The organism is Viridibacillus sp. FSL H8-0110 (assembly GCF_038003565.1).
Taxonomy (GTDB): Bacteria; Bacillota; Bacilli; order Bacillales_A; family Planococcaceae; genus Viridibacillus; species Viridibacillus arenosi.
In genome coordinates this window covers 1,601,277-1,613,620 of record NZ_JBBOPJ010000001.1, presented here as the reverse complement: position 1 = coordinate 1,613,620, position 12,344 = coordinate 1,601,277, and the positions used below count along the sequence as shown (strand labels likewise).

The following is a 12,344-nucleotide window of genomic DNA, read 5'->3' as shown; positions in this document are numbered from 1 at the left end:
GAATAAGCTATTAACTATTAAGATTGGACGGTGAAAATATGATCGTTTCAGAAAAACTCAGTCGTAATTTTACTATATTTGCTGAAAAGGAATGTGCTGGGTCTAGTCGTTTATATGAATGTTTATCTTATGAAATTGCTAAAGATGACGCTATATTAGAATTGTCTAGTCATATCCCACAAGATCAACCGAAGCCAAATTTACTTTTTGCTAGTGTACAATATTTACTAAATAATTCAAATTCGGTAGAGTTACGCACTTATTATCCAAGCTTTGTATCGAACGCAAAAAATCCAGAAGAGGCTTTTCCACATTTCAAAGCTTTTTGCCTAGAACACTGGGATTCATTAATATCGTTGTTTCAAACAAAACTGGTACAAACCAATGAAGTCAGACGATGTGCTTACCTTTATCCCATTTTTACCGAAATTTTTGCTAAGCACAACAAACCGTTAACACTGATTGAAATAGGTACAAGTGCAGGCCTTCAACTTGGATTAGACCAATATGCTTATCAATATAATGAAGGTAACCTTATCGGAAAAATCGAATCTAGCGTACTTATAGAATCTACTAATAAGGGGAAAGCATTACCAGAGTCCATTAAAACACCTCCAATTATTAGTAAAAGAGTTGGCATCGATTTACACACAAATAACGTGAAAAATGCAGACGATGTGGCCTGGTTAAATGCTCTAATTTGGCCGGAACATACAGATCGCCGTAAATTATTTAATGCAGCGACAAATGTTATTCAAAATTTAGAAATTGAACTAATAGACGGTAATGCCGTGGAATTATTAGAAGACATTGTAAAGCAAGTAAATAAAGATTCTATTATATGCGTGTTCCACACCCATGTTGCAAATCAAATACCTTTAGTTCAAAAAGAGCAATTGGTGAAAAATTTGCAGACAATTAGTACTGAAAGAGAGATTTATCATATCTACAACAATCTATTTGATGCAGATTTGCACCGTGATTATTTTTATAAAGAAATCTGTGATGAACATATATTTGAACGTCCTGATGGACATGCACGTTGGTTTGTATGGGGCTAAATACAAAAAAGAGGAACTGTGTGATTAGACAGTTCCTCTTTTTCCGTAAATTTTAGTTTTATCTATAATTAATCCTTAAATAATGCGTAATGGTATACTTAATTTCTCATTAATAGAGAGTATTAAATATTCGATTATTTCTTGTTTTACAACTCATCACAGACTATTTCATATAAAAACTCACCAAAATTATCTGCAATCGCATCGTATTCTAGACCCATGCTTAAAGCTGGCATATAAGAAACAATCTCTGGTTCCCCTGCCTTTATTTGATTGAAATCTAAACAGAATAGTTCGCCATTTCCCGGATTATAAATAACTAAGAGATTACTAGGCAAGCCAACTTCTTTTCTCAATGTTAATGTATAATTAATACCATTTAACATGGAAGGAATCTCGAAATCATCACTGGAAATACCCAAAATTTTAACACCTGCAAAGATTCCCGCACCAAACGTTTCCAAGAAACTTCTATATGAACCTATTATTTCCAATCCCAAGACTTTCTCTATTTGCTCAAGTAAATTGCTCGGCTGAGGTCCTACAAAACTAGCTATTTCTTGTTCAGCTAATATTAACTCTTTAGCAGCTTCATACGATGATAATCTCATTTTCTATCATCCCCCACCAGTTCATAATCTCACATTAAGTTTATCCTTAATATATTCTATGCAGCATTTAGTATATTCACTACTTGTTTTAAAGAAAATTTTTCACTGTATAGAAATTCACTTATAAATAGAGTTTTTTCATATTAATATTTCTTAAAAGTGGTTTAAATAACCTGCAGACAAACGGAGCTAATTAAAATTTATATGTAAAATTAATAAGCTCCAGTTTTTGATAACCTTATTACCCAATTACCGAATTCTCAATAAAAAATAGGCGATTTCTAAGTTGTAACTAAACAAACTGGAAATTCACCTATTAATATTTATCTTTATTTAACTAATTGTAATTTCCACACTTTCTGTACCTGTGGATGTAGTTTTAAATTTGAAATGAATAATTTAAAATTTAAAATACATATTCTTTTTTACTAACCATCTTAATAATGTTAAATCTATAATTCCCCATTATTCCCCCTTGATTTTTAAATCTAAATCATCAATATTTGACACTGCAAATCAACTAATATAATATTAGTTAGAATTCTAATTAATTGGAGTGATTAATTATTAAAGACGTAACATTTCAACATCAATTCATTACAATTGGCCATAGAATGAAAACAATTGGGGATAAAAAACTAGAAACTTATAATTTAACGTTAGAGCAGGCTCGTTTCATCGGTTATCTATTCCAGCATGAAGATGAAGGTATCTCACAAAAGGATATGGAACGTGCTTTCCAACGAAAAGGATCAACCATTAGTAGTATTGTACACAATTTAGAAAAAAAGGGTTTTATCGAAAGAAAAGTAGATATGAAGGATGAACGTAGAAGAATCATTCATGTACTGCCTAAAGGTAAAAATCTGGTTGAAGATTTCAATGATTTTTTCAAAGAAATGGAAACTACTATGGTAAACGGTCTTGATGATAAGGAAAAAGATGCTTTATCCAACATGTTAGATAAAGTAATCAATAATCTTGATTATAAAAGCTGATTAATGTCAGTTTTTATAATTAATTAGTTAGATATCTAATTAATTAGAATTCAAACGATATACTAATTTAGAACGAGGTGATTATAGATGGACAACGAAAACATCTACTATTTTGAAAAGGCTTCGATCCATAAAGCAGTTGCTCACTTCTCCGTACCTATGATGCTGTGTATTCCATTCAAAGCGCATATTTCATTGGCATGCTCAATAACTCATAAATGCTTGCAGCGATAACATTAACGTTACCTGTTTTCGCCATTCTTATGGCATTTGGTAGTCTAATTGGGGTTGGTGGAGCTACTTATATATCAAGACTTTTAGGGGAAAAAGATTATAAGCAAATTAAACATGTATCTTCACTTTCTTTTTATGGTTGTTTATTATTAGGGATATTTGTAATTATCTTGGGCTTCCCATTAGTTAACACAATCATTACTTGGCGCGGAGCAAGTAGTCTTTCATTTGACTATACGAAAGATTATGTCACGGTCACGCTTATTGGATCACCATTTATTATTTTGAATTTTGCTCTAGAACAATTAGTTAGAGCTGCAACCTATAAATATCTAGCAGTCTAAAGATAGGCATAATTTAACAATATGTATCAATGCCATTCATTCAAAGAAAAAACACTATTTTTCTCAAAATCACTAATGATTTCGGGTGCTAATAACAACCTCGCTTGCTCTTTTGTTGACCACTGATATGCAATATGTTCTTTGGACAAAACTATTTTTTTATCTATGGCTTTACATAAGTAAGCTAAAATAACGACTTGTCTTGTTGCAATGGTGTTAAAAGTAGTGGCATATAAAATATTCAAGACAGTGGCATTTATACCTACTTCTTCTTTAATTTCTCGTACTAATGCCGCTTCTAAATCTTCTCCGAACTCTACTTCTCCCCCAACGCATTCCCAAGTACCCCCACCGATTTCATCATTATGATCTCGTTGGACAATCAATAATTTTCCTTCATTTAAAATAATGCCTTTAACAGCTACAATAATTTCATTTTCGTTTATCATTTTTATCACCCTTCTTAACAAATAAATAAAAGGATTCCCTATTCAGAATATCCTTTTATTTGCCCAGTATTATTTATACTGATAAAAAAACTTTGAACACAGTAGATTTATTAAACCACCGATTTCATAAAAGAAATAAGCTGATCTTCTTGAGTCGTATTTATTGCTACTTTATTTTTACCTACCTTGCCACATTGTAGACATTCATGAATCAGTTGGTACCCTTTCTTACTCGAGTATTCCATACCGATAGGGGCCATTAACCCCCTACATACACTTGCACGGTCACCTGGCTTTTCATCCATATGCTTTGAATATAAGCAGTAAGGACAATGATTGCGAAAGCTTCCATTTGTTAATGGTTCAATTTGCGCGCCACATTGCTCACATTGAAATGCTGTATTTTCTGTTTTTCTGCTCACGTGCCATTCCTCCAAGATGTTATTTTCATCTATGGAGAAAGGGTTCCGTTCGTTTTTACTACAAATTGTAGCTTCAGGCTTTTGAAAAAAATGGACCCATTCACCGCCTCGATTTACGAAGCGATTACTTCTAGTTCCTGCTTCACTTGAGCTTTTTTCATCTCAAGATCCGGACCTCGATTGACTTTATGTATTTGTATCAACCACTGTAGGACAGTCAACGCCACCCTCCACTAGTAGGTGTTCTTTTTCAATCACTGACAAAGGCATCGTCCCCTAGAACGCACGCTCACTTTTATACATGTATTTAATAAAACCACTCCAACTCTCACTATGTTCAAAGTATTCAATTTAATTATAACAGAACGATGTAAAATTTTCCCTAATATTTTCTTTAACCAACTAAAAAGGAACCTAATTTGTTTCCTTTGGTGCTCATATGTAAATTACATGATAATGAATCATCTATTATAATCTCTTGCTCATGAAAGGTCTATAAATTCTCTTCAATACATACAAAGTTATTGCTTCTCCAACCATTCACATATCCTTTTTTTCTGGAAAAAGATATGTCCATTCATTTCAATAAATGGTACCTCTGGATGCTCGTAAATAAAATTACTTGTCGCTTCTTTTGGTACATTTAAAAATACGTGTAATTCCTTTGCAGAGACTAATTCAATTTCTTCTTCATCATTCAGTATATCCAGTAAACTCTTTGCATTTGGATTGCCGAAGTTTTTCAAACCATTCCCTATTAAATAACTAGCTATTAAAATACAGAAGCCTAGCCAAATAAAGTCATAACTCAACTTAAAAACCCCTTTAAAACCGTTAGCAACTTCAGCTGCTAACGGTTTAATAGATTTATCTATTTTACTAATTTCATATCTTCAACCATTTTCAAGATTTCTTTCATTTTTAAATCCGGATTCGTTGGCATGATTGTGTAGTTAAAACCCTTTTCTGACCAAGAAACGCTTCGGAAAGTTTTCATTTCCATGATAGAACCTTTTTGTCCACGAACTTTCACTTGTTTTTCTCCAGGAATTGTTTCTGTTTTTTCTCCCATATCTTTTTGTGTTGGGAAAACTGAAAGCGAGAAGTAAACTACTCCATCCTTTTCATACTCAATAGCTAACTCCTTATGATCAACCACATCCATTACTTCAATTTTAGCTATCTTTAATTTACCTTTTTCCGGAAAATAGAGATATGCTTTTTTGAATACAGAAGGAAGTTCATCAGATGTTATTTGTTCTGATTTCATCGTACTATCAAGTTTTTGTATTTTTACATCCTTTGGCAATTCAAGTTTAAATTTACTGTCAGGTATTTTTGCATCAAAATCGATTTTTGTGTATTCCATTTGTGTATCTCCACCAACAGTTGAAATGTTGGTTTTTAACACCATCCAATTTTCTTTATCAACCCACATTTCTATATCACCGAAAAGCGTTTTTTCTCCTTTTCCTTTAGCAACTAAATGATATGTCTTGCGATCTAAGATTTTCTCTTCTCCTTTAAGTGCTATATCATGCGTATCCTTGACTGCTTTTAACAATAGTTCAGCTTGTTCCTTTGGTGAAGATTGAGAAATATCTTTTAATTCATCTGTTATCGACATTACAATAGCTGTATTTTGAGCTTGATCATAACTTGTCATGTTTTCACCGTCATTTACTGAAAGTGATTGTTGTTTACCTTTTTCATCACTAATTTCAATGCGTCGTTTGCTATCTTCGCCAATCCATTCTTTAACATGCATTTTTTCATTTGAAATTGTCATGTCATATTCTCCGTAGTAAGGACCTACTGGTTTGGAGTCCTTTAATGTGTTTTGAATTACTTGCTCCGGTGAATACTGACTTTCTTCTGTAGTGCAACCAACTAAACCAATTGTCATGACACCTATTAAACTAAACGTTTTTAATATCGTTTTCATTATTATCACCTTTTCCTTCTAATGTAGGGAACTTGCATATGACACAACTTCCTATTGTTTTATGGGACATCATTTGCACTCTGCCACCATGCTTTTCAATTATTTGTTTCGTGATACTAAGTCCAAGTCCTGTACCACTTACACCTTTTTTACTTCTCGCTACATCTGCTTGAAATAATGGTTCAAACACGTGATTAAGCGCTTCTTTGTCAATTCCTTCACCACTATTTTGAACGATTAGTAGTGGTCCATCTAACTTCAGCTCTTGTGTAACATAAGGGAAAACCCACTTAGGTAAGTTTTCTGAAGATACCGCTGCTAGCCAAATAGCTCCTTCTTTTGGTGTATGTTGAATCGCATTACTCATTAGATTATCTGTTACACGCATAAGCTGCTTTGGATTAACATTAAAAATGCCTTCTATTTCACTTTGCACTTCTAATGTAATGTTTTTGTCATAGCATAATGGTTCATAATCAGATAACAACATGTCAAAAAACTCACTGCCTTCTACTTGAACAAGATCCATTTCATATGTTGACGATTGTAATAAGGTATACATAAGTAAATCATCTAACATTTGCTGCATATAATTTGCTTTGTTTATGATGATTTCCCTGTATTCCTCACGCTCTTCATCTACTAAATTTCGTTCTGCTGACAATGATTCTGCATACGCTCGAATGGAAGTTAAAGGTGTTTTTAAATCGTGTGAAATAGTCGCAATCATATATTCTTTTTCCTGTTGCTCTTTAGCAATTCTCTCTCTCGCTTCTTCAATTTGCTTACGCATACTGTAAAAGCTCGACGTTAGCTCGCCTATTTCATCGTTTGTGGTTTGCATATCTTCAACCTTTTCACTACTAGCAAATGCCGTCATTTGTTTCATCAATAGCGTTAGTCTTTTGTTTAACTTGCGATTAACTAGGACTGAAACACTTATGAAAATGATAAAGAAAATACCGATAAAAATAGCAATGACAGTCCAAGTACGATTATTAACACCATCAATCCACTCATCTCTTGCTAAACTGACTTCAAAAAAACCGACTAATTCATTTCCTGAAAAAACAGGTTCCTTATACGAGTAATTACGATAATTATTTTCAAATTGAAATAAGTTTTTATACAGTGATTCTTTAGATTCTGACATGCTCACTGAGTTCACAAGAGGGTCTGAATTATACAATGGAAGTCCATCATTACGGTATAGAATAATAGCAGTTTGTGCATTCGCTATTTCCTCAACTTGTGGTCTTTCAATCCGTTGTTCATACAGTTTCGGATCTTTTAATACAGTCGATATTTGCTGAAGCTCTGTCCACTTTTCAAAATACTCTTCTACGTTGCGATCTTCATGATAAGCGTTAACCGATGCAAAAAGTGCGTAGGCTGCAGCTAAAGGGAGGATCATGACGATAAAATAAGACAGCAATAACCAAGTTTTCAGCTTCATAATGGTTCACCTATAAAACGATAGCCTTTCCCCCACACGGTTTGAATAAAATAGGGATTTTTGACAGGATCGTTTAACTTTTCACGCAAGCCTTTGACGTGAACGGTAACGGTTTGTAAACCGTCTGCATCTACTTGTTGCCATATATGCTGATACAACTCACTTTTCGAGAAAACTCGTTGTGGATTTTGTACCATTACAGTGAGTAACGCGAACTCTTTTTGTGTTAAATGGATTTCCTCGTTATGGCGGTAAATTTTCTCGTTTTTTAAATCGATTGTTAAACCATTCGAAAATGTTGTTATAACATTAGTTTCTGGAACTCCTTGATAGCGTCGCCAACGACGAAGTTGGGATTCAACTCTTGCCTTTAACTCTGCCAAACTAAAAGGTTTCGCTAAATAATCATCTGCTCCTAAATGTAGGCCCTCTACTTTATCCTCATCCTCTTTACGAGCGCTAATAATGATGATTGGAACATCGCTTTTCCAACGGATATTTTGACATAGTGTTAGTCCATCCATTTCTGGTAGCATTAGATCAACCAATACAAGGTCATACGTGTTGCTCTGAAAATCTTCCCAGCCTTCTAACCCCGTCGTTGCCCAAGCAATACCGTATCCTTCTCGCAAAAATGTATCACGTACAACACGTGCAATTTCAATGTCATCTTCCACAAGTAATAACTGCCATTTCATAATGATTCCTCCTGAAAACAATGTATCATAGCCAAATCTCTTTTTTTGAAACTTAATAAATTCTTTATAATTACAAAAACACAACTATTTCCATTTTAAAGTGAAACCTTCCATAATACAGTAGAAATCAAAAATTATTATATGAAAATTATATAACAAACAAAAAAATCCATTTTGACTATAACAACTGTCAACATGGATTTTTTACTTTTAACATTTTTTATGACTAATACCATAAGTTATTTAAACAGTTAAGTAATTCTCGTAAGCCAATTGTACGGAGGAGAGATATCCTTCTACAACATTTCAAGTTTGTACCATTGTTCTTGTAAAAAAACTAGTAGTCATCCCAACAACAAGTATCGTGATGATAGACAAGAAAAAAGTATCATAAGATAGTAAGAGGCCCCCCATTAAGATAACGAATGAATCAATGATGAATATTAGTATCCCAACATTGACTCCCGTTTTATCACTTAAAAACTGAGCTATTAAATCTGTACCACCTGTACTTGTCTTATACCTTAACATTAGACCAATACCAAGACCTATAAAAACTCCCCCTATTATCGAACTGTAAATGGGATCAATATGTACAAGATAATCAAAGGGCTCTAAAATATCTATAAAAAAGGAGGAAACAAGCAGACCATGCAAACTATTATAAAAGTAATCTCTATAGTAAATCCATGCAATAATAAATATTGGAATACTTAAAAGTATTATGATGAATCCAGTTTGTAGTCCCCATAAATAATTAGATATTAAACCTATTCCAATAATTCCACCATCTAATACCTCATATGGAGCTAAGAATAAATTAATTCCTAAGGATACTAAAATACTCCCAACAACTATAACAATACTTTTTTTTATAAAATACATAGAATTCCCCCAAAAATTGAACATGTAAATACTTTATGCGAAAATCTAACTAAAAATGTAAATCTAGAGGAATAGATCATTTTTTGTAAATATGATTATGACAATGGTTAGGGCCCATCACACTACCAAAACTTTCAAAATTACAATAATATTACCTATACTTTTAACAGTGTTTTTTGCAGCAATTGATTATAAAATTTGGTTTTAAAACTTCATATTAAATAAAATGACTATCTTTAGATTTTTTTTCTTCTAATATTCGGCTACAAATAAAAAGAATCCATTTTGGCATAAACTAGTGACCAAAATGGATTCTTTTTTCTTAATATTTGTATTCAGTTTTTCTAATGGTATTGATTGTTCTACTCTTCAATATAAAATTCTAAGAGCTAGTTTAACAACTACTGTTTATTATATTCATTAAGTAGTAACTTCACTTTGTAATTTTAAAGATACTTGCAATATCTGATGATTATCGCTTTTTGCGATTTTCCATTGCTGATTTTCTCGATGTATTGGTACTTGCTTACCGTCTGCTTGCAACATTTCTGCTTGTATCCATCCACCGATTGTATCAACATTAAACGTATTTTCAAATGTGATATTAAATCGATTCTCTAATTCATCCAACAGGACGCGGCCATTAATTAAATATTCATTTCTGCTATTTTCGATAATATCTGGAATTTCATCATCATCAAATTCATCGCGGATTTCACCAACGATTTCCTCTAGAATATCTTCCATTGAAATAATACCCGAAGTTCCGCCAAACTCATCAATAACTATTACTATATGAATTTGATCCTTCTTCATTTTCAATAGTACATCTTGTAATCGCGCGGTTTCAAGAATAAACGGTATTTTATGAATATGCTCTTGTAATGTTGTTTCCTTACCAAGTGCATATTTCGTTACCATTTCTTTTGTATTTACTACGCCAATAATCTTATCTTTATCCCCATTTTCTGTTATAGGGTATCTCGTAAAGTGATGCTCATCAATTATTTGTAGAATTTCTTCTTTTTCCATTACACTATCTAAAACAACCATCTGAGTACGAGGAATCATGATATCTTTTGCTACGCGCTCATCAAATGCAAAAATGTTCTGCAAGTATGTTAGTTCAGTTTGATTGATTTCTCCACTCTGGAAGCTCTGCGTCATAATAATCTGCAGTTCTTCTTCAGAATGGGCCTGTTCATGACTTGCAGGTTTAACACCGACTAAGCGAAGTAACGCACGAGATGTTCCATTCATGAACCAGATAAGTGGGAAGAATATTTTACCAAAAGCAACTAATGCTGGCGCTAGTAGTAACGTCAAACGTTCAGCATACTGAATCGCCAATGTTTTTGGAGCAAGCTCCCCTAATACAACATGAAGTAACGTCATAATCATTAGCGCAAGAGCGTAAGAAGCTACAGTTGACATAGCTGCTGGTATCCCGAAGTAATCAAAGACTGGATGCAGAAGTTTCTCTACTGTAGGCTCTCCGAGAGTACCTAACCCTAAAGCTGTTACAGTTATACCAAGCTGACAGGCCGATAAATAATAATCTAAATCTGAAACTATTTTTTTAGCAGCGATCGCTTTTTTATTTCCTTCTTCAATTAGCTGATCAATTCTTGACATTCGTACTTTAATAACAGCAAACTCTGAAGCTACAAAGAAAGCCGTTAGTATGATTAAGATGGTTATAAATATTAAATTCGTAATGATTGTTATGTCCAATTATTTCCCTTTAAAAAGGGATTCACCTCCGTGATGATATATGACTAAGATAATTTTGAACAATGGACACTAACTAATAGCCAATACTAAGTAAAACTACATTTCTGATTTTGAATTGTCGTTTCAAGTATTAAGGCTACTTTATGCTTTTTTTATATTACTTATTCTTTATATTATAGAGTATTGTTTTTTACCTAATAGTTTACATGTTTTTAAATGTATACTTAGAATATAGACAATATAAAGAAAGCGAGCGTTGTAATCCATCGTATTCAGGGACAGTTTTTTTAGTTTAGCAACGTGGATAATATTAAATATCGCCTTCCCAATAGTCTCACCTCTTTCAAAGTATGATTTATTCTATCACATTGGAGAATTGTCTAACTATTAATATGCCTTCAATTTTATAAAATACTATTTAATATTTTTCAAAATATTGTAACATTATCATGAACATTTTTAGTTTTGTATAAATCTACAGCATAAAAAAGATTGATTATTTTATATCTCCTTATTCCACTAATGCACCCCAAAATTATTAGCACAATAGACGTACAAATTACTATTGTTTAAATTTTATTTATAATAAACGTAACTCCTTACTTTCCTGCTTCTTTAGTTGAAGAAGAAAAATGAGCCTTCTGAACAGCTTAACTATCTTCCAATTAAGCCCCCGCTAGTTGAAGAAGAAAAGAAAATCTTACTAAAGAATCGTATTTACTTATGATATAATTCTCCATCCTTGTTTTAAGTACATTTTTTTATAATTTGATCATAAGAATTATCTATATAGGGGCCCGTCAGAATGCAAAAATAAGATACCCCTAATTATTATATAATTGTTAGAAGTTTACATTTTATTATCTATGTTCTATGTTAACGTGTTGGGTATGACAATTCATTCCCTTACTGACGACTGACAAAAACTATTTTTTTGGGGGAGGATGTTCTTATGAAAAAGATAATTGGATTAAGTTTTATTCTATTTGCTGGAATCATATTATCCGGATGTTCAGATATAATAGAAGATTCTTTAGATTCAAGTGATAGAGCCGCTATTGAAATTGCTACTAAACGAGAAACTGGAAACGGAAGTATTGAATTATTAACACCCACGATTACAACAGAAGATAATCAATTAGAATTTATGACTGAGGGAATTGATGAAAATAAAGTGATTTTTATTTTTGTTGCCAATAAAAAAGTATTTGAACAAAAAATAAAAAATGATGAATCCTACAAACTTGACATTAATGGTATCAAAGATGCTCATAGGACTGACTACAAGCCAAAAGTTCAACTTTTGCAAACTATAGATGATACTGAAGATGGGGACATAGTTACCTTTAAACAAGTTAGATATACAGTTAAAAAAGATTAGTTTTATAGTTATTTAATTCCCATCCTAATGAAAAATTATTGAAACATTATTTCTCCATTAGGATGGGAACACATTAATGGTCCTACTCCTTATTGTAGTAAAGCACCCGTTAGTTGAAGAACTAAT

The 12,344-nt window shown here is 32.5% G+C and carries 13 protein-coding genes; 4 read left to right on the top strand and 9 right to left on the bottom strand.

Annotated elements, in window-relative coordinates:
• Positions 1 to 38 precede the first annotated feature (38 nt).
• Positions 39 to 1,061: a DUF2332 domain-containing protein gene (locus tag MHH98_RS07960; RefSeq protein ID WP_340712418.1), complete on the top strand. Its 1,023-nt coding sequence runs from the start codon at positions 39 to 41 to the stop codon at positions 1,059 to 1,061.
• Positions 1,062 to 1,207: 146 nt separating this feature from the next.
• Here MHH98_RS07960 and MHH98_RS07955 read toward each other — a convergent pair whose 3' ends face one another.
• Positions 1,208 to 1,672, bottom strand: coding sequence for an SMI1/KNR4 family protein (locus MHH98_RS07955; RefSeq protein ID WP_038185623.1), 465 nt, complete (start codon positions 1,670 to 1,672; stop codon positions 1,208 to 1,210).
• Between the two features lie 614 nt (positions 1,673 to 2,286).
• Here MHH98_RS07955 and MHH98_RS07950 point away from each other — a divergent pair.
• Both MHH98_RS07950 and MHH98_RS07945 read left to right on the top strand, forming a co-directional pair.
• Complete coding sequence (locus tag MHH98_RS07950; RefSeq protein WP_051448729.1) at positions 2,287 to 2,670, top strand: MarR family winged helix-turn-helix transcriptional regulator; 384 nt, start codon at positions 2,287 to 2,289, stop codon at positions 2,668 to 2,670.
• Positions 2,671 to 2,888: 218 nt separating this feature from the next.
• Complete coding sequence (locus MHH98_RS07945; protein WP_076034626.1) at positions 2,889 to 3,248, top strand: MATE family efflux transporter; 360 nt, start codon at positions 2,889 to 2,891, stop codon at positions 3,246 to 3,248.
• Between the two features lie 26 nt (positions 3,249 to 3,274).
• Here MHH98_RS07945 and MHH98_RS07940 read toward each other — a convergent pair whose 3' ends face one another.
• From MHH98_RS07940 to MHH98_RS07905, 8 genes are all read right to left on the bottom strand, one after another.
• The gene (locus MHH98_RS07940) at positions 3,275 to 3,697 is read right to left on the bottom strand and encodes an NUDIX hydrolase (protein WP_076065879.1); all 423 of its coding nucleotides are present in this window, start codon (positions 3,695 to 3,697) and stop codon (positions 3,275 to 3,277) included.
• Between the two features lie 110 nt (positions 3,698 to 3,807).
• Positions 3,808 to 4,119, bottom strand: coding sequence for an RNHCP domain-containing protein (locus tag MHH98_RS07935; RefSeq protein ID WP_053416095.1), 312 nt, complete (start codon positions 4,117 to 4,119; stop codon positions 3,808 to 3,810).
• Between the two features lie 521 nt (positions 4,120 to 4,640).
• Positions 4,641 to 4,931, bottom strand: a complete 291-nt coding sequence (locus tag MHH98_RS07930; RefSeq protein WP_076034629.1) for a hypothetical protein — start codon at positions 4,929 to 4,931, stop codon at positions 4,641 to 4,643.
• Between the two features lie 59 nt (positions 4,932 to 4,990).
• A complete protein-coding gene (locus tag MHH98_RS07925; RefSeq protein WP_038185647.1) occupies positions 4,991 to 6,064 on the bottom strand; it encodes a LolA family protein in 1,074 nt (357 codons plus the stop codon).
• The gene (locus tag MHH98_RS07920) at positions 6,039 to 7,520 is read right to left on the bottom strand and encodes a HAMP domain-containing sensor histidine kinase (protein ID WP_038185650.1); all 1,482 of its coding nucleotides are present in this window, start codon (positions 7,518 to 7,520) and stop codon (positions 6,039 to 6,041) included. The genes MHH98_RS07925 and MHH98_RS07920 overlap by 26 nt, the downstream gene beginning before the upstream one ends.
• A complete protein-coding gene (locus MHH98_RS07915) occupies positions 7,517 to 8,218 on the bottom strand; it encodes a response regulator transcription factor (protein ID WP_038185651.1) in 702 nt (233 codons plus the stop codon). The genes MHH98_RS07920 and MHH98_RS07915 overlap by 4 nt, the downstream gene beginning before the upstream one ends.
• 306 nt (positions 8,219 to 8,524) lie before the next feature.
• On the bottom strand, positions 8,525 to 9,103 hold the full coding sequence (locus MHH98_RS07910) for a YitT family protein (RefSeq protein ID WP_038185666.1): 579 nt from the start codon (positions 9,101 to 9,103) through the stop codon (positions 8,525 to 8,527).
• A 420-nt stretch (positions 9,104 to 9,523) separates the two neighbouring features.
• Entirely contained in the window at positions 9,524 to 10,837 is a 1,314-nt protein-coding gene (locus tag MHH98_RS07905) for a hemolysin family protein (protein ID WP_038185670.1), read from the bottom strand.
• A gap of 952 nt (positions 10,838 to 11,789) precedes the next feature.
• Between MHH98_RS07905 and MHH98_RS07900 the strand changes: the two genes are divergently transcribed.
• Positions 11,790 to 12,218 (top strand): hypothetical protein, encoded by a 429-nt coding sequence (locus MHH98_RS07900; RefSeq protein ID WP_340708866.1) that lies wholly within the window; start codon positions 11,790 to 11,792, stop codon positions 12,216 to 12,218.
• The last annotated feature ends 126 nt before the right edge of the window (positions 12,219 to 12,344 follow it).